This window comes from Streptomyces sp. NPDC001796, assembly GCF_042892355.1.
Taxonomy (GTDB): Bacteria; Actinomycetota; Actinomycetes; order Streptomycetales; family Streptomycetaceae; genus Streptomyces.
On record NZ_JBIAUC010000010.1, the window covers coordinates 124,099 to 147,667 of the forward strand.

Below are 23,569 nucleotides of genomic sequence, written 5' to 3' on the forward strand. Positions count from 1 at the left end.
CCTGTTTCCCCGTCAGCCCCTGCCTCTCCGTCAGCTCCGTGCGGGGCAACCGAAAGGAAGAACAGAGATGTCGTCATCGTCCCTGGCCTCACTGCCCGAAGTGGCACTGCAGCCGGGCAAACCACCGATCCTGCGCATCGAGGCCCCCGGTGACGCGGTGAGCTGGGCGGCCGAGAACCGGGAAGCGCTGCGTGCGCGGGTCGCCGAGCACGGCGCACTGCTCGTCCGCGGCCTGGGGCTGAAGGAGACGGAGCGGGTCGGCGCCGTCTTCACCGCGCTGGCCGGGGAGCTGATGACGGAGCGGGAGGCCTTCGCGCCCCGTCAGGCGCACGGTCCCCGGCTGTACTCCTCCGCGGCCTGGCCGGCCAACCAGCCGATGTGCATGCACCACGAGCTGAGCTACACCCTCCAGTGCCCCGGCCTGATGCTCTTCGCGTGCCTGACCGCGCCCGACCAGGGTGGGGCGACCGCGGTGGCCGACGCGGAAGAGGTACTGCGGGCACTGCCCGCCGGGATCAGCGAGCGGTTCGAGCGTGAGGGCTGGCTGCTCACCCGCAGCTACAACGACGAGATCGGAGCGTCCCTGACGGAGTCGTTCGGCACCGAGGACCGGACCGCCATCGAGCATTACTGCCGCGAGAACGCCATCGAGACCGACTGGCTGCCCGACGGCTCGCTGCGCACCCGGCAGCGGCGAGCCGCCGTGGTGCGGCACCCGGTCACCGGGCGACGCTGCTGGTTCAACCAGATCGCCTTCCTCAACGAATGGACGCTCGCGCCGGAGGTGCGCGAGTACCTGGTGGACGAGTACGGGGAGGACGGGCTGCCGTTCAACACCCGCTTCGGCGACGGCAGTCCGATCGGAGAGGACATCGTGGGCCTGCTCAACACCACCTACGAGCAGCACACGCGTCGCGAGCCCTGGCAGGCGGGCGACGTGATGCTGGTCGACAACATCCGCACCGCACACAGCAGGGAGGCCTACACCGGGGACCGCCAGGTGCTGGTCGCCATGGCCGAGCCGCGCCGCCTGACCGACTGCTGCCAGAGCCCGGAGGTGACCCGGCCATGACCGTTCTGTCGTCCCCCGCCGCCCAGCCCACGCCCGACCACACGGCAGCGCCCACCTTCGCGGTGATCCCCGGCGCGCAGGTGCGGCAGGCACTCGAAGGGCGCGAACAGCAGATCGTGGACCTGGTCGAGGCCACCTACCGGCTGCACGGCGCCGGGGACTCGGTCAACCCCCCGTCGTACTTCCTGCGCTTCCCCGACCGCCCGTCCTCCCGGATCATCGCGCTGCCGGCCTCCATCGGCGGACCGAACCGTGTGGACGGCATGAAGTGGATCTCCAGTTTCCCGGCCAACGTCTCGTCCGGGCTGCCCCGGGCCTCCGCGGTGCTCATCCTCAACGACCACGAGACCGGCTACCCGTTCGCCTGCCTGGAGAGTTCCATCATCAGCGCCACCAGGACCGCGGCGTCCGCGGCGCTGGCGGCCGACCGGCTCAGCCGCGGCCGGTCCCGGCCGAGGCGGGTCGGCTTCTTCGGCACCGGCCTGATCGCCCGCTACATCCACACCTTCCTGGCGGGCACCGGCTGGACCTTCGACACGGTCGGCCTGTACGACCTGTCCGCCGACAGCATGGCCGGTTTCCGCGGTTACCTGGAGCAGGCGGCGGACGCGACCGGCGAGGTCACGGTCCACGACAGCGCCGAGGCGCTGATCCGCTCCAGCGACCTGGTCGTCTTCGCCACGGTCGCCGGTAAGCCCCACGTCACCGACCCGGCCTGGTTCTCGCACCACCCCCTGGTGCTGCACGTGTCCCTGCGTGACCTCGCCCCCGAGGTCCTGCTCGCGTCCGCCAACGTCGTCGATGACGTCGAGCACTGTCTGAAGGCCGACACCTCACCCCATCTGACCGAGCAGCTCACGGGTGGCCGCGACTTCCTGGACGGCACCCTCGACGACGTCATGACCGGACGGGTGACCCTGCCGGACGACCGGACGGTGATCTTCTCGCCGTTCGGACTCGGCGTCCTCGACCTCGCCGTCGGCAAGTACGTCTACGACGAAGTGGCGCGCTCCGGACACCTCCACCTCATCGACCACTTCTTCCACGATCTGCGCCGCTACGGCTGAAGGCACCCCTCAGCCCTGGCATCAGGAGGCCACCGTGCCTGTCATCTCCGCTCCCCATGCCTTCAACGAGAGCCAGCTGTACGTCGACCTGCGGTCGATCTTCGGCCGCCCCCTCTATCTGAAGTGCGAGGGCTTCAACTTCGCCGGTTCGATCAAGTTGAAGGCCGCGACCGAGATGGTCGAAGCCGCCGAGAGGGACGGTCTCCTGACGCCGGATTCGATACTGGTCGAATCCTCGTCGGGGAACCTGGGCGTGGCGCTCAGCATGATCGCCGCGAGCAAGGGCTACCGGTTTCTGTGTGTGACGGACTCCCGTTGCAACCTGTCGACCAGGCTGCTGATGGAGGCCCTGGGCAGCAAGGTGCACGTCATCTCCGACCTGGACGCCAACGGCGGGTTCCTCGGCGCGCGGATCGAGTACGTCCGCGCGCTGTGCGACACCGACGACCGGTACGTCTGGCTCAGCCAGTACACCAACCCGGGCAACTGGCGCGCGCACTACCGCAAGACGGCTCCGGAGATCGCGTCCCAGTTCCCGCGTCTGGACGTGCTGTTCGTCGGGGCGGGCACCACCGGGACGCTGATGGGTTGCGCGCGCTACTTCCGCCAGTGGCACCGCCAGGTGCACATCGTGGCGGTGGACGCCGTGGGATCGGTGGCCTTCGGCGGTGAGCCGGGCCGCCGGATGATCCCCGGCCTCGGCATGAGCATGCGTCCGCCGCTGCTCGACGAGTCGTACGTCGACGAGGTGATCCGCGTCGAGGAGGCGGACACCATCCGTGCCTGCCACCGGCTGGCCCGGCGCGGGTTCCTGTTCGGCGGCTCCACCGGGACGGTGGTCAGCGGCGCCCTGGACTGGCTGTCCCGGCACGACACCCGGGACCTCACCGCGGTCGCCATCGCGCCGGACCTCGGCGAGCGCTATCTCGACACCATCTACCAGGCCAACTGGCTGCACGACCTGTATGGGGAACACATACTCGACTCCGAGGAGATGGCGACCGATTCCCACGAGAGACCGGAGGCCGTGACGCGGACGACGGCCCGCCGGCCGAAGGCGTAGGGCACGGCACGTCAGCGGCGCCCGCCGCCCCGGCGGGACTGCCGGCGCCGCTGCCGGTCCGGGGGTGCCGCGAAGCCTCCCCCCGGACGTGCAGGCAGAGAGGCCCCGGGGCCGGTGCTCAGCCGGAGGCGCCGGCGCCCACCGGTTCCCGTGTCCGCAGGTGGTAGACGCGGAAGGCCCGCCCGATGACCGGCTGGGCGACATTGCGCACCTTGACGCCGCCGGTGGTCATGCCGTGTTCCGTGCCGGCGTGCGCGTGTCCATGGACCGCGAGGTCCGCGCCGGCCGTGTCGATCGCCTCGGCCAGCAGATAGGTCCCGAGGAACGGATAGATCTCCAGGGGTTCGCCGGCCAGCGTCTCCGGCACGGGCGAATAGTGGGTGAGGGCGATCCGGGCGTCGCAGCCCTGCCCGTCCAGCTCCTCCAGCGCCTTGCGCAGGGCGTCGGCCGAGCGGCGGGAGGTCCGCACGAACTCCTTCATCAGCGGCTCACCGAACTCCCCGGCGCTGCGGCCGACGAATCCGCCGCAGAACCCCTTGGTGCCGGCCACGCCGACGCGCGAGCCCCCGGCCTCCACGACGGTTCCCTCTCCCTCGAGGACCCGCGCCCCGGCGTCCCGGAGGATGGCGGTGACCTCGTCCGGACGCTCGTCGTGGTGGTCGTGGTTGCCGAGCACCGCCACGACCGGGACGGCGAGGTCCTGGATCTCCCGGGCCACCACGCGGGCTTCCTCCGGCGTCCCGTGGCGGGTGAGGTCCCCGGCCAGCAGCAGCAGGTCTGCGCACTCGGGCAGGGACTCGAACGCCGGCCGCAGCACTCCCTGGCTGTCGGCTCCCATGTGGATGTCCCCGACGGCTGCCACGCGGATCATGTGAGCTCCTCCGCATGGTCGGGGGACGAGGTGTCCGCGACGACGATGTCGTAGTGGACCGGGATGCCGGCCAGTTCCTCGCGGACCATGCCGAGGATTTCGTCACGGCACTGGGCGGAGGCGACCGTGCCGGTCAGCAGCACCGCCTCACCGCGCACCTCGACCCGGACCCCCAGCTCACCGGGGTGCCCCCCGGCCAGGTGCTCCAGGAGGTGGGCGACGCGGTACTCCGTGTTCAGAGCGGGTGCGGCACCGGGTGGTGCCTGCTCTCCGCCGTGCTGGGTCATGGTGCCTCCTTGCGCGGGGCGATGACGTTCAGGCGTTCGAGGAGGAAGAAGAAGGCGGCGGGCATGGGTTCGTCGCCGCACTCCTGCCGCACCCGCTCCCAGTCGACCTTCTCGCGCAGCGCGCGGGCGACGGGCAGCACCGCGCCGAAGTCGCAGTGGTGCTCGGAGAAGGCGGCGATCAGACTCCACAGCAGGTCTGTGGGGGACAGCACGGGCATGCGCACCGAGGCGACGGAGAGCTCCTGAGCCCGGGAGAGCATGTCCGTGGTGACGGGCCGGTGCGCCAGTTCGAAGATGACGTCGATGTCCTGGTCGAAGCACTTGGCCTTGAGCAGCCAGTCCTCCGGCGGATGGTAGACGGTCAGACCGGCTTCGCTCAGCGTGTCCGCCACCGCTTCGGCGTCCTCGGGCCGCACGCAGAAGTCGGCGTCGTGCTGGAGGTTCTGGCTGCCGCCGTGGGCGTAGACGGCCACGCTTCCGGCCAGCGCGAACGTGTGCCCATTGCTCTTGAGCACGGCGCCGACCCGTTTGGTCGCCTCGATGATCGCCTGGTGACGGTCGTGCGGCAGTTGCCGCTCCCCCGGCTCCGGGCCGGACCGTTCGGAATTCGTCGTCGCCGGACGCAGTTCGCGCACCTCCGATCGCCGGGCAGGGGTCGCGTGATCCCCGTGCTGTGTCATGGCCACTCCATTGCCGTCCCGGGCAGTGCCCGGTGCCGTCGCTTCCGGGCAGCCCTCCGTGCCCGTCTGAGTACCCGGTCCTCCCCTCTCGACACGGAGCCGTCGGCGCCGCCCCTCCGCCGGGCTCCGGGCCGGAGGGTCACAGCCGGACGATGACCAGGGCGATGTCGTCGCGCGCACCGCCGGCCACGCCCAGCCGGGCCAGCAGGGCGTCGGCGAGGCGTTCAGGGCTGAGGGAGCACTGGCGGCACAGGACGTCTTTCAGGCGGTTCAGGCCCGCTTCTATGCTGTGGTCGCGGCGTTCGATCAGTCCGTCGGTGTAGAGGACGAGGGTGTCGCCCAGGACGTAGGTCTGGCCGGCCTGCGGCCGGGGCACATGCTGGGGCCGGGCGCCCAGAGGTGGGTCGGTGGCCCGGTCCAGCATCTCGCAGCTGCCGTCCACATGGACCAGCACCGGCGGCGGGTGACCCGCGCTGCTGTAGATGAGCAGCTGGCTGCGGGGCTCCACCATCACCTTGACGGCGGTGGTGTTGAGCGCGCCCTCGATGGAGCGGGCGTACAGGCCCAGCACCTCCAGGGCCTGGGCGGGCCGCTCCAGCGCACGGGTGGCCGCGCTGAGCGCGCTGCGGAGCATGCCCATGACGGCGGCGGCCTCCAGACCGTGGCCGACTACGTCGCCGACGGCCACCGCGAAGCGGTCGTCGGGCAGGTCGACCAGGTCGTACCAGTCGCCGCACACGTTCAGCGATCCGGTGGCGGGCAGGTAGCGCACGGCGACGTTCTCGTGGTGGGCGAGGTCGGGGGACTGGAGCATGGCCTCCTGCAGAGTGAGGGCCACCTCCCGCTCCCGCCGGTGGGCCTGGCGCAGTTCCTCGTTCAGTCGCTGCAGCTCACGCGCCCGCGCGTACAGTTCGGCCTCCAGGGCTTCGCGCTCGCTGAGCTTGTTCGACGGCTGCCAGTTGCCCTGGCCGTGGGTCTCCACGTACGCGGTCACGTCCTCCACCCGGAGGATGATCGAGCCCACGCTGCCGTCCGGGCGCAGGATCGGCGTGTTGATCGGGGACCACCACCGCTCCTCGAAGACGCCGGGGCGGCCCATGATGGGAATGTCGTACTTCTGCAGCGCCATGGTGTCGGGCTGCCTGGTGATCAGGACCCGGTGCAGGGAGGCGTTCAGGTTCCGCACGCCGTCGGCGCCCGGGTCGTTCGGGTTGTCGGGGAAGGCGTCGAAGACGTGCCGTCCGATGAGGTCCTGGCGCGTCCGCCTGGTGGCGTCCAGGTATGCCTGGTTGACCTCCACGATGACCAGGTCGGTGCCCAGCACCAGGTAGGGGCTCGGTGTGGCGGCGAACAGGGCCGCGTAGTCGATGTCCTGCATCGTCACCGTCTCCCTTCCCGCCCCTCCCCTGGTGCCCGCCCCTTCACGCTACGGTCATGGCGGACCGCACGCCCACCGGGAAGCCTCCCGGCACCGCCGCTGTGGAACCTCTCGGGTCCTAGGCCACGGCCTCCGCCGCGGTGTCCGGCCGGGTCTGCGCCGCTGTCTCCGTCCGCGCCCCGGTCCGCGGCTCCATCGGCGGGACCGCCCTCTCGAACTGGGTCCGGTACAGCTCGGTGTACCGGCCCCCCGCCGCGAGGAGCTGGTCGTGCGTACCCCGCTCCACGATCCGCCCGGACTCGACCACGAGGATCAGGTCGGCGGCGCGCACGGTGGACAGGCGGTGCGCGATGACGACGGCGGTACGGCCGTCGAGCGCCTCCGTCAGGGCCTCCTGGACGGCCGCCTCCGAGGTGTTGTCCAGGTGGGCGGTGGCCTCGTCGAGGATGACGACGCGCTGCCGGGCCAGCAGCAGGCGCGCGATGGTCAGACGCTGGCGCTCGCCGCCGGAGAGGCGGTAGCCGCGCTCGCCGACGACGGTGTCGAGCCCGTCGGGCAGGGAGCGTACGAGGTCCTCGAGGCGGGCCCGGCGCAGCACGTCCCACAGTTCCCCTTCCGTGGCGTCCGGACGGGCCAGCAGCAGGTTGGCGCGGACCGTGTCGTGGAACAGGTGCCCGTCCTGGGTGACCATGCCGAGGGTCGCGCGCAGCGACGCGGCGCTGAGGTCGCGGACGTCCACGCCGCCGACGCGGACGGCGCCCTCGTCCACGTCGTAGAGCCGGGGCAGCAGGGCGGCGATGGTCGACTTGCCGGCGCCGGAGGAGCCGACGAGGGCGACGGTCTGCCCGGGTTCGGCGCGGAAGGAGACCCCGTGCAGGACGTCGGCGCCGCCGCGCGTGTCCAGGGTCGCCACTTCCTCCAGGGAGGCGAGGGAGACCTTGTCGGCCGCCGGGTAGGCGAACCGGACGCTCTCGAACTCCACCGACACCGGTCCGTCCGGGACCTTCCGGGCGTCCGGCCTGTCCTCGATGAGCGGCTCCAGGTCCAGCACCTCGAAGACGCGCTCGAAGCTGACGAGGGCGCTCATGACCTCGACGCGCGCCCCGGCGAGAGAGGTGAGCGGCGCGTAGAGCCTGGTGAGGAGCAGGGCGAGGGAGACGACCGCCCCCGCCTGAAGCGAACCGCGCAGGGCGAACCAGCCGCCGAGGCCGTACACGAGGGCCAGTGCCAGGGCCGAGACGAGGGTCAGCGCGGTGATGAACGCGGACTGCGCCATCGCCGTACGCACCCCGATGTCCCGCACCCGCCGGGCCCGCGCCGCGAACTCGGCGGACTCCTCCGCGGGCCGCCCGAAGAGCTTCACCAGCGTCGCGCCCGGCGCGGAGAACCGCTCGGTCATCCGGGTGCCCATGGCAGCGTTCAGGCCCGCGGCCTCCCGCTGCAACCGGGCCATGCGGCGGCCCGTCCGCCTGGCCGGGACCACGAAGACCGGCAGCAGCACCAGCGCGAGCAGGGTTATCTGCCAGGAAAGGGTCAGCATCACGGCGAGCGTGAGCAGCAGCGTGACCAGGTTGCCGACGACCCCGGACAGCGTGTTGCTGAACGCCCGCTGGGCGCCGATGACGTCGTTGTTGAGACGACTGACGAGCGCCCCCGTACGAGTACGTGTGAAGAACGCGACCGGCATGCGCTGCACATGATCGAACACAGCCGTCCGCAGATCGAGGATGAGACCCTCGCCGAGCGTGGCCGAAAGCCAGCGGCCGAGGATCCCGAGCGCCGCCTCGGCGAGCGCGATGAGGGCGATGAGTGTCGACAGCCGTACGACTGTGCCGCGGTCGCCGTGCGACACGATCGCGTCGACGACGCGGCCGGCGAGCACGGGCGTGGCGACGGCGAGCAGTGCGGTCAGCACACTCACCACGACGAACTGCGCGATGCGGCGCCGGTGCGGGCGGGCGAAGGCGCCGATGCGGCGCAGCGTGGCGCGGGCGAAGGGGCGGTGCTCCGCTTGCGCGGTCATGACGCTGTGCAGCTGCTGCCAGGCGGTGGTCTCCATGCTCATGGGAACGACGGTAGAACCTCGAGCTTCGTTGAGGTCAATGAGCAGTGTGCGGCCTCTCCCGTGCCTTGCCCGGCGTGTCAGCCGCCGTCCTCGCGCACGCAACCTCCCGTTGGCGCGGTGCGGAGACCCTCTGCCGGTGTGACTGTCCTGCGTCTCCCTCAGGGACTCCCCGGACGTGTTCCGGTCCGCCAGGTGCTCTGCCTGCTCCCGCTCGTCCTTGTGACCGTGGTCGCGGTGCGGCACCGCTCGGTGCTCGCGGAGGGCTTCGGCCATCTTCGGGCGGCCGAGTGGCCGTGGCTGGTGGCCGCCGCCGGCGCCACCTCTCTGACCTGGGTCGCGGCCGCCCTCACCCGGCAGGGCGCGGTGGTGCAGCGGCTGCCTCTGCGACGGCTGCTCGCCACCCAGTTCGCGGCGGGCGCCGCCAACCACCTCCTGCCCACGGGTCTCGGCGCCGGCGCGGTCAACCTGCGGTTCATGACGGTGTGCGGGGTGCCGCTCGCCCGCTCCTCGGCGGCGCTCGCGCTGTACCTGCTCGCCGAGTCGGTCACCCGGGTCGGCCTGCTGCTGGTGCTGCTGGTCGCCTTCCCGGACGCCCTCCACCTCGGCGGTCTGGTACCCGCCTCGGCGACCGGCCCGCTCCTGGTCGCGGCGGCCGGGGTGCTGTGCGTGGCGGTGGCGGTGCCGCTGCTGGTGCGAAGAGTGCGGACGGCGGTGTGGTCATTCCTGCGCACCGCGCTCTGCGAGGCCCGCTCGGTGCACACCCGTCCCGCCCGGGCGCTCGCCCTGTGGGGCGGCTCGCTGGCGTTTCCCACGCTGCAGGCGGCCGGGCTCGCCGCGGTGGGGCGGGCGCTGTCGCTCCCGGTGGCGCCCGTGCACATGGCGGTGGCGTATCTGGCGGCGACGGTCGCGGTCGCCGTGGTGCCCACCCCGGGCGGCATCGGCTCGGTGGAGGCCGCCCTGGTCGTGGCCCTGGTCGCGGCGGGCGGTCCGGTGGCCGTGGCGACGGCGGTGGTTCTGGCGTACCGGATCATCACGGTGTGGCTGCCACTGCTGCCGGGGGCGCTGACGCTGGGGGCGCTGGTGCGGCTGAGGGTGATCTGACCGGGGGACGGCGCCGTTCCAGGGGCGCCTCCCGCCTGGGCCTGGCCCTGCCGCAAGCTGCTGGGCCTGGACGCCGACACGGCGGCCGTACTCGCGTCATGCGACCAAAGCGCGGAGGGCGCCTGCCGCGCGCCGGGTGCCCTCCGGGCGGCACGCGCGGGGGCCGTACTCGCGTGATCCGACCGGAGACGGCGGTCGTACTCGGGAGTAACGTCGGGGGCCTCTTCCCGTCCTCCCAGGAGCCGTCCGAAAGGGGCAGCCGATGCCGGTCCGCGTCGAACGTCAGGGACACGTCTTCACGGTGGTCCTCTCCCGCCCCGAGGCCCGCAACGCGGTCGACGGACCGACGGCCACCGAACTGGCCGCCGCGTTCCGCGAGTTCGACGAGGACGAGGTGGCGCGGGTGGCTGTGCTGTGGGGCGAGGGCGGGACGTTCTGCGCGGGCGCCGATCTCAAGGCGGTCGGCACCGGGCGTGGCAACCGGGTCGCCGAGGACGGTGACGGTCCGATGGGCCCGACCCGGCTGCGCCTGTCCAAGCCGGTGATCGCGGCGGTCGCGGGGCACGCCGTGGCCGGAGGGCTCGAACTGGCGCTCTGGTGCGATCTGAGGGTGGCCGAGGAGGACGCGGTGTTCGGGGTGTTCTGCCGCCGCTGGGGCGTGCCGCTCATCGACGGCGGGACGGTCCGGCTGCCGCGGCTGATCGGCACCAGCCGGGCGATGGACATGATCCTCACCGGCCGTCCGGTGCCGGCCCGGGAGGCGCAGGAGATGGGGCTCGCCAACCGGGTCGTACCGACAGGGCGTGCCCGCGCCGAGGCGGAGGAACTCGCCGCCGCGATCGCCCGTTTCCCCCAGGCCTGCCTGCGCGGCGACCGGGCCTCGGTGCTCGACCAGGAAGGGCTGGACGAGCGGGCGGCCCTGCGTGTCGAACTCGGGCACGGCGTGGACGTACTGGCCCAGGGTCTGGAGGGCGCGGCGCGGTTCGCGGCGGGCGCCGGGCGGCACGGATCGTTCTCGGACATGTGACACCGAGCGCACGTCGGGCGGCCAATGGCCGCTTCCGGACGTCCCGGTGAGGGGACGTCACCGGGATGCGGCAGGATGAATCCTCACTCCGGACAGCGAACACCTGTCCGGACACGATCGTGCAATCCGTGATTCGAGCAGGTGGCAAGGTGACGATTCATCACTTCCGGCCCCGGGGCCTTTCCTTTCGTGCGGGAGGTGACCGGTGAACCGCGCCGTGACCCTGGACGACCTCGTCGTCGGCGGGATCGCGCTGGCCGCGGGCTTCCTGGCGGCGTTCCTGTCGCGCACGCTGCTGCGCTGGCTGGCCAAGCACGCCAAGCGCACCCGCTGGAGCGGTGACGACGTGATCGTGGACGCGCTGCGCACGGTGGTGCCGTGGGCGGCGATCGCGGGCGGTGCGGCGGCCGCGGCCGCGGTGCTGCCGCTGACGCGGACGGTCCAGCAGCACGTGAACCAGACCCTGACCGTGCTGCTCATCTTCGTGGTCACCCTCTCCGCGGCCCGGGTGGTCGCGGGCCTGGTGCGGACGGTCACGCAGTCCCGTTCCGGAGTCGCGGGATCCGCCACGATCTTCGTCAACATCACGCGGATCCTGGTCCTGGCCATCGGCTTCCTGGTGGTGCTGCAGACCCTGGGCATCTCCATCGCGCCGCTGCTCACCGCTCTGGGTGTCGGCGGCCTGGCGGTCGCACTGGCCCTGCAGGACACCCTCGCCAACCTGTTCGCGGGCGTCCACATCCTCGCCTCCAAGACCGTCCAGCCCGGCGACTACATCCGGCTGAGCAGCGGCGAGGAGGGCTATGTGGTGGACATCAACTGGCGGCAGACGACCGTGCGCCAGCTCTCGAACAACCTGGTAGTGATCCCCAACGGTCAGCTCGCCAAGACGAACATGACCAACTACACCCGTCCCGAGCAGCAGCTGACCGTGCTCGTCCAGGTCGGTGTCGCCTACGACAGTGATCTGGAGCACGTCGAGAAGGTCACCACCGAGGTCGTCGCCGAGGTGATGACGGAGATCACCGGAGCGGTCCCGGACCATGAGCCGGCCGTCCGCTTCCACACCTTCGGCGACTCCCGGATCGGCTTCACGGTGATCCTGGGCGTCGGTGAGTTCAGCGACCAGTACCGGATCAAGCACGAGTTCATCAAGCGCCTGCACCAGCGGTACCGGGCCGAGGGCATCCGCATTCCGGCGCCGACGCGGACGGTGGCGCTCCAGCAGGGCTCGGCTCTCATCCCGCCGCAGCGCAGCGGCGAGGACAGGGTGTCGGAGGCCGGTTAGTCCCGGCCGGGCCGGAGTCGGGGAACCGCGGCTCTATGCTCGAAAGAGCATGATGTCCTCGCCAGACCCCAGCGCCCCGACTCCGGCTCCGGCTCCGGCTCCGACGGCCCGCTCGCTCGACCAGAAGCTGGACGCCGTCGCGCGCCATCCGTTCCGCGCCAAGTTCCACCTGCGCGGGCGCGACCTGGCCACCGCCCAGCTCAAGGGCCCCTCCACGATCCGGTGGCACGCCTACGACCTCGTCGCGCGGCGTCTGGCGCCGGCCGAACCGTACAAGGACGGCAAGCAGACGCCCTACCGGGGCCACCCGGTCTTCGTCGCCCAGCACGCGACCGCGACCTGCTGCCGTACCTGCCTCCAGCGCTGGCACGGGATCCCCAAGGGGCGGGAACTGAGCCGCGCGGAGCACGCCTATGTGGTGGACGTGATCTGCAGGTGGATCGAACGCGAGGTGGCGGAAGCCTCCTGATCGGACACCGGGGGCGTCCGTGGCGCAGGCCGCTGTCGAGCGGGGGCCGCGTACGAGATATCTTGATGTCGAGCAATGTTGCAGACGTGGAGCGGAGCACCCGGTGACTGACTCGACCATCATCTACACGCACACTGACGAGGCCCCGGCCCTGGCGACGTATTCCTTCCTGCCGGTGGTCAAGGCCTACGCCGGGAAGGCGGGCGTCGCCGTCGAGACCCGTGACATCTCGCTGGCCGGGCGCATCCTCGCGGTCTTCCCGGAGTACCTGACCGAGGACCAGCGGATCGCCGACCACCTCGCGGAGCTGGGCGAGCTGGCCAAGACCCCCGCAGCCAACATCATCAAGCTGCCGAACATCTCGGCGTCCGTACCCCAGCTGAAGGCGGCCATCGCCGAGCTGCAGGGCAAGGGCTACGCGCTGCCGGAGTACCCGGACGAGCCGAAGACCGACGAGGAGCGGGAGATCCGCGCCCGTTACGACAAGGTCAAGGGCTCCGCCGTGAACCCGGTCCTGCGCGAGGGCAACTCCGACCGCCGGGCCCCCGCCTCGGTCAAGAACTACGCCAAGACCCACCCGCACCGCATGGGCGCCTGGACCTCCGAGTCCAAGACGAACGTGGCGACCATGGGCGTGGACGACTTCCGCTCCACGGAGAAGTCCGTGGTGATCTCCGAGGCCGGTTCGCTGCGCATCGAGCTGAAGGGCGACGACGGCTCGACCACGGTGCTGCGCGAGTCCGTGCCGGTCCTCGAGGGCGAGGTCGTCGACGCCTCCGTGATGCGCGTCGGCGCCCTGCGCGAGTTCCTCACGGCGCAGGTCGCCAAGGCCAAGGAGGAGGGCGTCCTGTTCTCCGTGCACCTGAAGGCCACGATGATGAAGGTCTCCGACCCGATCATCTTCGGTCACGTGGTGCGCGCCTTCTTCCCGAAGACGTTCGCGAAGTACGGCGAGACGTTCGCCTCGGCCGGTCTGACCCCGAACGACGGCCTGGGCGGCATCTTCAAGGGTCTGGAGGCCCTGCCGAACGGCGACGAGATCAAGGCCTCCTTCGACGCCGAGCTCGCCGAGGGCCCGGACCTGGCCATGGTCGACTCCGACAAGGGCATCACCAACCTGCACGTCCCGTCCGACGTGATCGTCGACGCCTCCATGCCGGCCATGATCCGCACCTCCGGCCACATGTGGGGCCCGGACGGCCAGGAGCACGACACCCTCGCGGTGCTGCCGGACTCCAGCTACGCGGGCGTCTACCAGGCCGTCATCGAGGACTGCCGCGCCAACGGCGCCTACGACCCGGCCACCATGGGCTCGGTTCCGAACGTCGGCCTCATGGCGCAGAAGGCCGAGGAGTACGGCAGCCACGACAAGACCTTCGAGATCCCGGCCACGGGCACGGTCCGCCTGGTCGACGGCAACGGCAACGTGGTCATCGAGCAGACCGTCTCCGCCGGTGACATCTTCCGCGCCTGCCAGACCAAGGACGCCCCGATCAAGGACTGGGTCAAGCTGGCCGTCACCCGCGCCCGCGCCACCGGCGACCCGGCCGTCTTCTGGCTGGACGAGACCCGCGCCCACGACGCGAACCTGATCGCCAAGGTCAAGCAGTACCTGCCCGAGCACGACACCGAGGGCCTGGACATCCGGATCCTGTCCCCCGTCGAGGCGACCAAGCTGTCGGTGGAGCGCATCCGCCGCGGCGAGAACACCATCTCCGTCACCGGCAACGTGCTGCGCGACTACCTGACCGACCTGTTCCCCATCCTGGAGCTGGGCACCAGCGCCAAGATGCTGTCGGTCGTCCCGCTGATGGCGGGCGGCGGCCTGTTCGAGACGGGCGCCGGCGGCTCCGCCCCGAAGCACGTCCAGCAGCTGGTCAAGGAGAACTACCTGCGCTGGGACTCCCTGGGTGAGTTCTTCGCCCTGGTGCCGTCCTTCGAGCAGTACGCGAAGGTCACGGGCAACGCCCGTGCCCAGGTGCTGGCCGACACCCTCGACCGCGCCACGGCGACCTTCCTCAACGAGGACAAGTCCCCGACCCGTCGCGTCGGCGGCATCGACAACCGCGGCAGCCACTTCTACCTGTCCCTGTACTGGGCGCAGGAGCTGGCCAGGCAGACCGACGACGCCGAGCTGGCCAAGGCGTTCGCCCCGCTCGCCGAGACGCTCTCCGCCAACGAGCAGAAGATCGTCGAGGAGCTGGTCGCCGTCCAGGGCAAGCCGGCCGACATCGGCGGCTACTACCAGCCCGACCCGGCGAAGGCCGCCGAGGTCATGCGCCCGTCGGCGACCTGGAACGAGGCGCTGGCGTCGCTCGCGTAGGACGGCAGCCCTGTCCGCGTGACAGCCGCCCCGGCCGGATCCGATCCGGCCGGGGCGGTCGCGCATGGTCCGGCCGACCACCTCGTTGTCAGTACCGGGCCTCGACTGGAAGGAGTGTCCCGCAGAGCGGCACGCTCACGACGCCGCCTGCTCCCTGGGCGCCCCGGTGTCCGGGTGGGCGAGGCCGAGGTGGTCGCGCAGGGTCGTGCCCTCGTAGTCGGTGCGGAAGACTCCCTGCTCCTGCAGGAGCGGGACGACCTTGTCGGCGAACGGGTCCAGCCCGCCCGGGGTGATGTGCGGCACCAGGATGAAGCCGTCGGAGGCATCGGTCTGCACGAACTCGTTGATGGTCTTCGCGACGGTGGACGGGGAGCCGACGAAGGTCTGCCGGTTGCCGGTGTGGATGACGAGGTCGCGGATGGACCAGTTGTTGGCGGCGGCGAGCTCCCTCCACTCGCGGGCGGTGGCCAGCGGGTCGCGGTACATGCGCACCTGGGCACGGCCGCGGGAGATGTGCTCCTCGCTCACGTTCGGGTCGACGTCGGGGAGCGGGCCGTCAGGGTCGTAGGCCGACAGGTCCCGGTTCCAGACGAACTCCAGGTGCTTGATGGCCGTGGCGCCGCTGACCTGTTGCCGGCGCACCTCGCGGGCCAGGTCCTCGGCCTCCGCGTCCGTGTCGCCGAGGACGAAGGTCGCGGCGGGCAGGATGAGCAACTGGTCGTGCCGGCGTCCGTACTTGGCCAGACGGCCCTTGACGTCCGCGTAGAAGGCCTGGCCCGCCTCCAGGGTGGCGTGCCGGCTGAAGATGGCGTCGGCACTGGACGCGGCGAACTCGCGGCCCTCCTCGGAGTCGCCCGCCTGGAAGACGACCGGGCGGCCCTGCGGGCTGCGCGGGACGTTGAACCGGCCGTGGATGTCGAAGTGCTCGCCCTGGTGGACGAAGGCGCCGGCCCTGGCGTCCCGCAGGAAAGTGCCGCCGGCCTGGTCGGCGAGGATCTCGTCGCCGTGCCAGGAGTCGAAGAGTTCGTTCGCCGTGGCCAGGAACTCCTTCGCCCGGGAGTAGCGCTCCTCCTGCGGCAGGAAGCCGCCGCGGCGGAAGTTCTCGCCGGTGAAGGCGTCCCAGGAGGTGACGACGTTCCACGCCGAGCGACCGCCGGAGAGGTGGTCGAGGCTGGCGAACTGGCGGGCCACCTCATAGGGCTCGTTGAACGTGGAGTTGATGGTGCCGGTCAGGCCGAGCCGGTCGGTGACGGCCGCCAGGGCGGCGAGCACGGTGAAGGTGTCGGGGCGGCCCACGACGTCCAGGTCGTAGATCTTCCCGCCCTGTTCGCGCAGGCGCAGGCCCTCGGCGAGGAACAGGAAGTCGAACTTGGCGCGTTCGGCGGTCTGCGCGAAGTGGGCGAAGGAGCTGAACTCGATGTGGCTGCCGGCGGCCGGGTCGCTCCACACGGTGGTGTTGTTGACGCCCGGGAAGTGGGCGGCCAGATGGATCTGCTTCAGCGGCTTGCTCATGGTGGGTGCGGTCCCTCCGGCTCAGGCGGTCGCTGCGGCGTAGCGGTTGGCGGGGCGGGCTAGCCCGAGCAGTCCGCGCAGGGTGTCGGACTCGTAGGCGCGGCGGAAGGCGTCACGGCGCTGGAGCTCGGGGACCAGGCCCCGGGTGATGGCCGGGAGGTCATGGCCGGCGACCGCGGGGCGCAGCCGGAAGCCGGTCAGTCCTGCGGACCGAAACTCCTGCAAAAGGTCGGCGAGTTGAGCGGGGGTGCCGGTGAAAACGCGGGCGTCGCTGGTGTACTCGTGTCCGGCGAGATCGTCCAGGCGCTGCTTGCGGGCCGCGGCCCTGGCCGGGTCGTCGTCCAGGAAGACCACGAGATCGCCGAAGACGTGCAGCGGCTCCTCGGCACGGCCCGCCCTCTCCTGCTCGGCACGGATCTCGGCGACGATCGCCCGGGCGTGGTCGGCGTCGTACGGGGTGACGTAGCCGATGTCGGCCTGGCGGGCCACCAGCCGGTAGGGGACGGTCTGGTGCGCGAGAGCGGTGACGATCGGCTGGCCCTGCGGCGGTCGGGGCGTGATGGACGGTCCCTTGACGCTGAAGAACTTGCCCTCGAAGTCGATGTAGTGCAGCTTGTCCCGGTCGATGAAGCGGCCGGTGGCGACGTCCCGGATCTCCGCGTCGTCCTCCCAGCTGTCCCACAGGCGCCGGACGACCTCGACGTAGTCGGCGGCCTCGTCGAACAGGTCGGTCACGACGCCCTGGGCGTCCGGGCTGTCGTAGGCGTAGATCCTCGGGATCGTGCGGCGACCGAAGTGCGCGGCCTCGTTCGGACGCGCGGTGATCTGTACGCGCAGGCCCGCACGGCCCGTGCTGACGTAGTCCAGAGTGGCGATCGCCTTGGAGATATGGAACGGCTCCGTGTGGGTGGCCACCACGGTCGGCACCAGCCCTATGTGCCGGGTCAGTGGCGCGACACGGGAGGCGATGAGCACGGCGTCCAGGCGTCCGCGCACCTGGTCGGTGCGCTCGTCCGGGTCGAGGAAGTCGGAGGACTGGGGTCCGAGCCCGTCCTCGATGGTCACGAAGTCGAGCAGACCGCCTTCGGCCTCGGCGATCAGGTCGGCCCAGTATCCGGCCGTGAACAGGTCCCGGGGCCGGGCCACGGGCTCGCGCCAGGAGGCGGGATGCCAGCCGGTGCCGTCCAGGGCGACGGCAAGGTGCAGGGGGGAAGGGGAAGTCGAGGACACGAGTGGGTGCCTTCCTGAAGTCCGTACAGGAACGCCGGCCGGGGTGAGCGGGCGCGGCGGAGGGCGGGCGCAGCGAGACGGGGGGTACCCCCGGCCGAGGGCTGGGGACGGTCAGGAGCAACAGAGCGCGCCGGCCACGCGCAGCAGATCGATGTGGGCCCGGGAGTGCAGAAGCGGACGGCGGGACGGGGTCAGGACGCGGGCGTGCACGGTACGGGTCACGTCCTGCACCTCCGTCCGTACGGCCGTCGTGGCGCGCAGCTCGTCGTCAACGACAACAGCCCGGCTCCGCCGTCTGTTCCGCACTCCGGGAATCCCTTCGGTCAGGAGTTGTCGAGCGGCAGCCCGGGCGGGTTGACCTCGGACTTGGCGACGGCCTCGTTGGACAGGTTCCAGGCGGCCAGCCACTTGGCGTACTGGCCGTTCTGGATCAGGTGGTTGACGGCGTCGGCGAGCGGCTTCGCGAGCCCGCTGTCCTTCTTCGCGGTCGCCGCGATCAGGCCCTGCAGGGACTCGCCGGCGCCGGAGAACTCGCCCGCGTTGCGGGTCGCCTGGGGCGTGTTCGCGACCTGCCTGATGTGGTAGGCGATACCGGGGTTGGGGCCGAAGTAGGCGTCGATCTTGCCGCTGGACAGCGCCAGGTAGGTGCCGTTGCGGTCCGGGTAGTACTTGACGGTGAGCTGCTTGCCCTCCTTGGCCAGCTTGGCCTTCCACTCCAGGAGGATCTTCTCCTGGTTGGTGCCGGAGCCGACGGATACGGTCCTGCCGGCGAGGTTCTCGTAGGTGCCGCCGAAGTTCCAGGTGCTCTTCTTCGGCACCTCGAAGGCCAGGTTGTCCTGCCGGTAGGAGGCGAACTCGTACTTCTTCTTGCGCTCCTCGGTGTCGGTGACGTTGGAGAAGGCCACGTCGACCTTGCCGCTGTCGATGCCGACGAACAGGTTCTCCCAGGTGAAGTTCTTCAGCACGGGCTCGAGGCCGAGGGTGGCGGCGACCAGGCGGCCGAAGTCGGGTTCGGCGCCGGTGAGGGTCTTCTGGTCGCTGCCCACGTACGCCAGCGGTGCGAAGCCGGAGGGCAGGGCGCCGATGCCGATCTCCAGCTTGCCGCTCTTGCGGATGGCGTCGGGCAGTTCGGCGTTGAGGGACTTCACCTCGGACACCTTGAGGGCGGTCTGCGTGGCGGCGCCGTTGGAGAGCTGGCCCACGGTGACCGTGCCGGAGGATGCGCTGTCCGTGCTGGTGGCGGCGTCGCTCTCGCCCCCGCACGCGGCGAGTCCGGCGGCGAGGGAGGCGACGGCGGTGCCTGCGGTGAGGCCGCGCAGGAGTCGGGTGCGGAGACCGGTGGTGGGCATGGTTGTCCTTGTTCTGTGAGCGGTGGCGTTGGTGGCGTTGGGGGGAGGTCGTGAGAGGAGTGCGGGACCGGCGGGTTCAGAGCACCTTGCTCAGGAAGTCCCGGGTCCGCTCGTGCCGCGGGTTGTCCAGGACCTGGGCGGGCGGCCCCTGTTCGACGATCCGGCCGTCGTCCATGAAGATCACCCGGTCGGCGCATTCGCGGGCGAAGCCGATCTCGTGGGTGACGATGACCAGCGTGGTGCCGCCGCCGGCCAGGTCCTTGATGACGGCCAGCACCTCGCCGACGAGTTCGGGGTCGAGGGCGGAGGTGGGTTCGTCGAAGAGGATGACGCCGGGCCGCAGGGCGAGCGCGCGGGCGATGGCGACGCGCTGCTGCTGGCCGCCGGACAGCTGCCGCGGGTAGGAGCCGGTCTTGTCGGCGAGTCCGACCCGGCCGAGCAGGTCGAGGGCCAGGTCCCGGGCCTCCTGCTTGGTCAGCTTGCCGGTCGCCACCGGCGCCGCTGTCACGTTCTCCAGCACGGTCAGGTGCGGGAAGAGGTTGAAGTTCTGGAACACGAACCCGATGCGGCTGCGCTGCCCCAGGATGACCCGCTCGCTCAGCTCCTTGAGGTGGTCTCCGTGCCGGCGCACGCCGATGGGTTCGCCGCCCACGCTGACATAGCCGCGGTCGGGCTTCTCCAGGTGGTTGATCACCCGCAGCAGCGTGGACTTGCCGGAGCCGGACGGACCGAGGATCACGGTCACCTCGCCAGGCCGTACGGTCAACTCCACGCCGTGCAGCACCTGGTGGGTGCCGAACGCCTTGTGCACGTCGTGCACCTGGATGGCGGCGGGGCGGGTCTGAAGCGTGTCGGTGGTCATACGGCGGCCTCCCTGCGCGCACGGGCCCGCAGCTCGGCGAGACCGGTGCGGAGCTTCTGCAACGGGGTCGGCGGCAGCGCGCGGGTGGCACCGCGGGCGTAGTACCGCTCGACGTAGAACTGGACGACGGACACCAGGCTCGTCAGGATCAGGTACCAGACGGTGACGACCAGCAGCAGCGGCACGATGTCGCCCGGGTAGGTGCTGCCCATGGTCTGCGCGGAGCCGAACAGGTCGAGCAGCGACACGTAGAACACCAGTGAGGTGCTCTTGATCAGGCCGATCAGCTGGTTGACGTAGTTCGGGGTGATGGACCTGAGAGCCTGCGGAAAAACGATCCGCCTGAACTGGTGGCCCTTCGGCAGACCGAGCGCGGCGGCCGCCTCGTGCTGGCCCTGGTCGACCGAGAGGATGCCGCCACGGACCACCTCCGCCGCGTACGCCGCCTCGTTGAGGCTCAGCCCGACGACGGCGACGACCATGTCGGTGGCGAGCTTGGACTCGTCGAAGCTGAAGAAGGCCGGGCCGAAGGGCACGCCGACGCTCAGCGTCTTGTACAGGGCGCTGAAGTTGTACAAGAAGATCAGCACCACGATCAGCGGTATGGAGCGCAGCGCCCATACGTACGTCCAGCTGACCGCGCGCAGGACCGGGCTCTTCGAGAGCCGGGCCAGTGCGAGCACGATTCCGCCGATCAGGCCCAACACGGCGCTGAGTGCGGTGACTTCGAGCGTGATGAGCAGCCCGTCGAGGATCGTGGGGCGCAGGAACCAGTAGGCGAAGCGGTTCCACTGGTAGAACGGGTTGGACACCAGGCCGTGGACGAACTGGGCCACGAGGACCAGCACGATCGCCGTGGCGATCCAGCGGCCCGGCCGGCGCAGGGGCAGTACCCGCTGGGCCGCGGGGGGCGTGGCCGCGATGTCTTCGTCTGGTGGCGCCGGGGCGAGGGACACGGCGGCTCCGGGGGGTTCACTCATGACAGGCTCCAGCGGAGTCGGACGCCCCGGGCGGCGCGCCACGGCACCGCCCGGCGGCGCGGGCCGCGGCGTGACGAGGCTGGTGAAGCGTGAGTGCACCGGGGACGGGACGGGACGAGGGCACACCGCGGCGGCGGTGAGCGTCAGGGATTCAGAACGCCGTCAGCCGTGACAGCGGGCAGAGCCCGGGGCGGTACACAGTGCGCTGCTGACGCGGAGCAGGTCGACGGAACGGTTGGCGCACAGCAGGACGCAGCCGGGGAGCCGCACCGCGGCTGTCCTCGAGGCTGCGTACATCACTGTCTCCGTCGTTCTTCCGGCCCGGGGGGCCAAGCGCTTACCGAAACGTCGTCCGGTCGGGTCGTCACCTGGGGCACCCCACCGCGGTGCGAGGGTTGCCGGTCAGCCAGCCAGGGCTTGTCGCTGACGCTCATGACCTTTCTGGCCGTAAGTCAATACAGGCGCCACAGGCAATGTCAACGTGCGTCCAGCAGGTGATACGTGCTCAGCGACGCCGTTCTCCCTCTCAACCGGTCCAGTCGGCGGCGGCGTTGGGGACGTGCGAGGCCCAGTCCAGGATCTGCACCGCGGCGCCCGCGGCCTCCAGTCCCCGACAGTGCGCGTGATGCCGCCGGGCGATGCCGGCGTGGTCGAGGTGCGGGCCGAAGGCCGGGTGCGCGGCCAGCCGGCGGGCGTACGCCCACAGGTGCGGGTGGTCGGCGATGCGGTGCACGGCGGCGGCGTCCAGGTGCCAGCGGTGCACGGTGTCGAGTTGCACCAGGCTCACCCACAACTCCACGTCCGCTGCGGTGAGCCGGTCACCGAGCAGGTACTCCTGACGGGCGAGCCGTCCGTCCAGCGACCGCAGGGTGCACAGCAGCGAGGTGAGCGCGGCGTCCCGTTCCTCCGTGCCGGCGTCGACCCGTCCGGCGCGCTGGGCGGCCCCGTCGATGCCCTGCTCGCACAGCCGCTGGACGCCCTCGATCTCGGCGTTCGACCCCAGCGGATACAACGCGGGGTGGCCGGTGCCGAAGTGCCGCGCCAGGTCGCGCATGATGTCCGGAGCGTGGGTGCTGACGATCCGGCCCGACCAGTCGTCGCTGAGCACCGGTGCCAGGGCGGCTCCGGGGTAGCGGTGGGCACTGGCCTCGTACAGCGGACGCAGCGCGGAGTACTCGCCGCCGGGTCCGTCGGGCACCGCGGGCAGCAGGGTGACGGGACAGACGTCCTCGAGGCCGAGCAGGCTGTGCGTGATGGCTATCCGCAGACAGTGCGGACACGCAAGGGACAGGTGGAGACGGTAGCGGCGCGGCACGGCGTAGTGGCCGCTGCGCGCGTCGCAGCCGATCCGGCCGCGGAAGGCGGGGACCGGCTGTGCGGACGGGAGTGCGGTCAGGGCATGGGCGGACATGTCTCTCCCGGGGTTCTGGGACGCGAGGGTGCGGGGGTGTGGCCCACGGGCAGGCGGCGCTCCCCGGCGCGAACGGCGCGAGGTGGCGGGGGCCGGGGGCGGGGCGTGGCTCCGCCGGTTCAGCGCCGGGGGCTGCTCGCGCTGCAGACGCGCAGCAGATCGATGTGACGGCGGGAGGTCAGCAGGAGGGACTGCCGGCGCGCGCGGTGAACACGGCTGATGACCGGCCTCAGGCACCCCATGTTTCCCTACCTGTCCACTAGGAAATCTCCTCTGAAGTGTCGATCCGGCTCAGGCGCACGTCAAGGGGGGTGTCCGGGAAGGCGGTGAAGGCGGGGTTTCCGACGCCGGCAAGGCCTAGCGCTTGCGCTTCGTCGTCTTCGTGGCCTTCGACCGCTTGGCGGCCTTTCCCACTCGGGCGGCCTTCGGCCGGGCCGTCGGGGAGTACGGCTTGGGCACGCCCGCGGCACCCAGGGCCGCGAACTCCCGGTTGGCCTCGGTCTGGCGGCGAACGGCGTCCGGCAGGTCCGGCATGGCCAGCAGCAGGTCGCACGCACGCAGGGAGCCGGCGTGGTCACCCACATGGAAGGCCGCGATCGAGAACTCGAAGAGCAGACCCCAGCGGTACACCCAGGGCTTGGTGAACAGGTCGTCCGGTTCCGGTCGGCCCACGACGGCACCGAGGATGGAGTACGCGATGTGGTGACGGCCCTGGACGCGCAGCCGCGAGGCCAGTTCGTAGCAGGCCTCCAAGCGCCGGGGGCGCGACTCCCAGGCCCGGGAGAACGCGTCCATCGCACCGGCCCAGTCGTCCATCTTCTCGGCCCTGAGGATGCCGGCCTCCAGCAGCGAGCAGTACACCTCCTCGGGCCGGCCACCCATCGCGGCACGCCGCTCGTACAGCGCGATCGCTTCTTCCGTGTGGCCCAGCTCGCGCTCGATCCCGGCCAGGGAGAAGACGGTCAGCGCGTCGGAGGAGTCACCTTCGAGTTCACGGCGCAGCAGGCGCGCGTCGCGCTCGAGCTTGCCGCTGCGGCAGCCGCCGTCGGCGCGGTCCTCGATGACGAGCGCGTCGAGGACCTCCTCGACGTCGGGCTCGTCGGCGCGGGGCTCGTGGGCGACGCCTTCGTAACGCCACAGCCAGTCGCCCCGCATGAGGTGCTTGAAGCGGTGCGGGGCGCCCGGGACGTCATGGCGCAGCAGGTACGAACCCGCCGTCAGGTGCGGCAGCGGGGCGTCCTGGCGCATGACATGGTCGGCGTCGAGGGTGAGGATGTAGTCGGCCTTGCCGCGGGCGTGCCGGATGTTCCGCGTCCGGTTGTGGCCCAAGTCGATCCAGGGTTCTTCGAGGAGTTCGCCGGGGATGCCGTCGAGCATCGTGCGGACGAGGTCCTGGGTGCCGTCTGTCGAACCGGTGTCGGAGATCACCCAGGTGTCGATCAGGTGGCGTACGGAGCCGAGGCACCGCTCGATCACGCCCGCCTCGTTCTTGACGATCATGCAGAGGCAGATGGTCTGCTTGCTCACGGCCTCA

The 23,569-nt window shown here is 71.0% G+C and carries 21 protein-coding genes and 1 riboswitch; of the genes, 8 read left to right on the forward strand and 13 right to left on the reverse strand.

Going from position 1 to position 23,569, the window contains the following annotated elements:
• Positions 1 to 67: 67 nt before the first annotated feature.
• From ACFYZE_RS21625 to sbnA, 3 genes are read left to right on the forward strand one after another with little or no spacing between them, the layout of a single operon-like run.
• The gene (locus ACFYZE_RS21625) at positions 68 to 1,072 is read left to right on the forward strand and encodes a TauD/TfdA family dioxygenase (protein ID WP_388996338.1); all 1,005 of its coding nucleotides are present in this window, start codon (positions 68 to 70) and stop codon (positions 1,070 to 1,072) included.
• Complete coding sequence (sbnB, locus tag ACFYZE_RS21630) at positions 1,069 to 2,139, forward strand: 2,3-diaminopropionate biosynthesis protein SbnB (protein WP_388996341.1); 1,071 nt, start codon at positions 1,069 to 1,071, stop codon at positions 2,137 to 2,139. The genes ACFYZE_RS21625 and sbnB overlap by 4 nt, the downstream gene beginning before the upstream one ends.
• A 34-nt stretch (positions 2,140 to 2,173) precedes the next feature.
• Positions 2,174 to 3,202, forward strand: coding sequence for a 2,3-diaminopropionate biosynthesis protein SbnA (sbnA, locus tag ACFYZE_RS21635; protein ID WP_388996344.1), 1,029 nt, complete (start codon positions 2,174 to 2,176; stop codon positions 3,200 to 3,202).
• 118 nt (positions 3,203 to 3,320) lie between these two features.
• Here the strand turns inward: sbnA and ACFYZE_RS21640 are convergent, their stop codons facing one another.
• The 5 genes from ACFYZE_RS21640 to ACFYZE_RS21660 all read right to left on the reverse strand — a co-directional run bounded on the left by ACFYZE_RS21640 (position 3,321) and on the right by ACFYZE_RS21660 (position 8,477).
• Positions 3,321 to 4,073, reverse strand: a complete 753-nt coding sequence (locus tag ACFYZE_RS21640) for a metallophosphoesterase (RefSeq protein ID WP_388996346.1) — start codon at positions 4,071 to 4,073, stop codon at positions 3,321 to 3,323.
• Positions 4,070 to 4,360, reverse strand: coding sequence for a BON domain-containing protein (locus ACFYZE_RS21645; RefSeq protein WP_200421983.1), 291 nt, complete (start codon positions 4,358 to 4,360; stop codon positions 4,070 to 4,072). Before ACFYZE_RS21645 ends, ACFYZE_RS21640 begins: the two co-directional genes overlap by 4 nt.
• Positions 4,357 to 5,040: a nucleotidyltransferase family protein gene (locus ACFYZE_RS21650; RefSeq protein ID WP_388996349.1), complete on the reverse strand. Its 684-nt coding sequence runs from the start codon at positions 5,038 to 5,040 to the stop codon at positions 4,357 to 4,359. The genes ACFYZE_RS21645 and ACFYZE_RS21650 overlap by 4 nt, the downstream gene beginning before the upstream one ends.
• Before the next feature lie 139 nt (positions 5,041 to 5,179).
• On the reverse strand, positions 5,180 to 6,418 hold the full coding sequence (locus tag ACFYZE_RS21655) for a PP2C family protein-serine/threonine phosphatase (protein ID WP_388996352.1): 1,239 nt from the start codon (positions 6,416 to 6,418) through the stop codon (positions 5,180 to 5,182).
• Positions 6,419 to 6,536: 118 nt separating this feature from the next.
• Positions 6,537 to 8,477, reverse strand: coding sequence for an ABC transporter ATP-binding protein (locus ACFYZE_RS21660; protein WP_388996704.1), 1,941 nt, complete (start codon positions 8,475 to 8,477; stop codon positions 6,537 to 6,539).
• 144 nt (positions 8,478 to 8,621) lie between these two features.
• On the opposite strand from ACFYZE_RS21660, the gene ACFYZE_RS21665 reads away from it, so the two are divergent.
• The 5 genes from ACFYZE_RS21665 to ACFYZE_RS21685 all read left to right on the forward strand — a co-directional run bounded on the left by ACFYZE_RS21665 (position 8,622) and on the right by ACFYZE_RS21685 (position 14,691).
• Positions 8,622 to 9,584: a YbhN family protein gene (locus tag ACFYZE_RS21665; RefSeq protein ID WP_388996355.1), complete on the forward strand. Its 963-nt coding sequence runs from the start codon at positions 8,622 to 8,624 to the stop codon at positions 9,582 to 9,584.
• 262 nt (positions 9,585 to 9,846) lie between these two features.
• Positions 9,847 to 10,611 (forward strand): crotonase/enoyl-CoA hydratase family protein, encoded by a 765-nt coding sequence (locus tag ACFYZE_RS21670; RefSeq protein WP_388996358.1) that lies wholly within the window; start codon positions 9,847 to 9,849, stop codon positions 10,609 to 10,611.
• Positions 10,612 to 10,816: 205 nt separating this feature from the next.
• Positions 10,817 to 11,899, forward strand: a complete 1,083-nt coding sequence (locus ACFYZE_RS21675; RefSeq protein WP_388996361.1) for a mechanosensitive ion channel family protein — start codon at positions 10,817 to 10,819, stop codon at positions 11,897 to 11,899.
• Between the two features lie 49 nt (positions 11,900 to 11,948).
• Positions 11,949 to 12,368 carry a DUF4186 domain-containing protein gene (locus tag ACFYZE_RS21680; RefSeq protein WP_388996364.1) on the forward strand — a complete coding sequence of 140 codons (420 nt, stop codon included), beginning with the start codon at positions 11,949 to 11,951 and terminating at the stop codon, positions 12,366 to 12,368.
• A 103-nt stretch (positions 12,369 to 12,471) separates the two neighbouring features.
• The gene (locus tag ACFYZE_RS21685; RefSeq protein WP_388996367.1) at positions 12,472 to 14,691 is read left to right on the forward strand and encodes an NADP-dependent isocitrate dehydrogenase; all 2,220 of its coding nucleotides are present in this window, start codon (positions 12,472 to 12,474) and stop codon (positions 14,689 to 14,691) included.
• A 135-nt stretch (positions 14,692 to 14,826) separates the two neighbouring features.
• Here ACFYZE_RS21685 and ACFYZE_RS21690 read toward each other — a convergent pair whose 3' ends face one another.
• From ACFYZE_RS21690 to ACFYZE_RS21725, 8 genes are all read right to left on the reverse strand, one after another.
• Complete coding sequence (locus ACFYZE_RS21690; RefSeq protein ID WP_388996370.1) at positions 14,827 to 16,203, reverse strand: NtaA/DmoA family FMN-dependent monooxygenase; 1,377 nt, start codon at positions 16,201 to 16,203, stop codon at positions 14,827 to 14,829.
• 21 nt (positions 16,204 to 16,224) lie between these two features.
• The gene (locus ACFYZE_RS21695) at positions 16,225 to 17,433 is read right to left on the reverse strand and encodes an LLM class flavin-dependent oxidoreductase (RefSeq protein ID WP_388996373.1); all 1,209 of its coding nucleotides are present in this window, start codon (positions 17,431 to 17,433) and stop codon (positions 16,225 to 16,227) included.
• Between the two features lie 111 nt (positions 17,434 to 17,544).
• Entirely contained in the window at positions 17,545 to 17,655 is a 111-nt protein-coding gene (locus ACFYZE_RS21700; RefSeq protein WP_388996376.1) for a putative leader peptide, read from the reverse strand.
• 101 nt (positions 17,656 to 17,756) lie between these two features.
• Positions 17,757 to 18,782 carry a transporter substrate-binding domain-containing protein gene (locus ACFYZE_RS21705; RefSeq protein WP_388996379.1) on the reverse strand — a complete coding sequence of 342 codons (1,026 nt, stop codon included), beginning with the start codon at positions 18,780 to 18,782 and terminating at the stop codon, positions 17,757 to 17,759.
• 76 nt (positions 18,783 to 18,858) lie between these two features.
• Positions 18,859 to 19,644 carry an amino acid ABC transporter ATP-binding protein gene (locus ACFYZE_RS21710; protein ID WP_388996382.1) on the reverse strand — a complete coding sequence of 262 codons (786 nt, stop codon included), beginning with the start codon at positions 19,642 to 19,644 and terminating at the stop codon, positions 18,859 to 18,861.
• The gene (locus tag ACFYZE_RS21715; RefSeq protein ID WP_388996385.1) at positions 19,641 to 20,624 is read right to left on the reverse strand and encodes an amino acid ABC transporter permease; all 984 of its coding nucleotides are present in this window, start codon (positions 20,622 to 20,624) and stop codon (positions 19,641 to 19,643) included. The genes ACFYZE_RS21710 and ACFYZE_RS21715 overlap by 4 nt, the downstream gene beginning before the upstream one ends.
• A gap of 328 nt (positions 20,625 to 20,952) precedes the next feature.
• Positions 20,953 to 21,062: riboswitch (SAM riboswitch) on the reverse strand.
• A gap of 88 nt (positions 21,063 to 21,150) precedes the next feature.
• Positions 21,151 to 22,035, reverse strand: a complete 885-nt coding sequence (locus ACFYZE_RS21720; protein WP_388996388.1) for a glutathione S-transferase C-terminal domain-containing protein — start codon at positions 22,033 to 22,035, stop codon at positions 21,151 to 21,153.
• Positions 22,036 to 22,392: 357 nt separating this feature from the next.
• The gene (locus ACFYZE_RS21725; RefSeq protein WP_388996391.1) at positions 22,393 to 23,562 is read right to left on the reverse strand and encodes a glycosyltransferase; all 1,170 of its coding nucleotides are present in this window, start codon (positions 23,560 to 23,562) and stop codon (positions 22,393 to 22,395) included.
• Positions 23,563 to 23,569 lie beyond the last annotated feature (7 nt).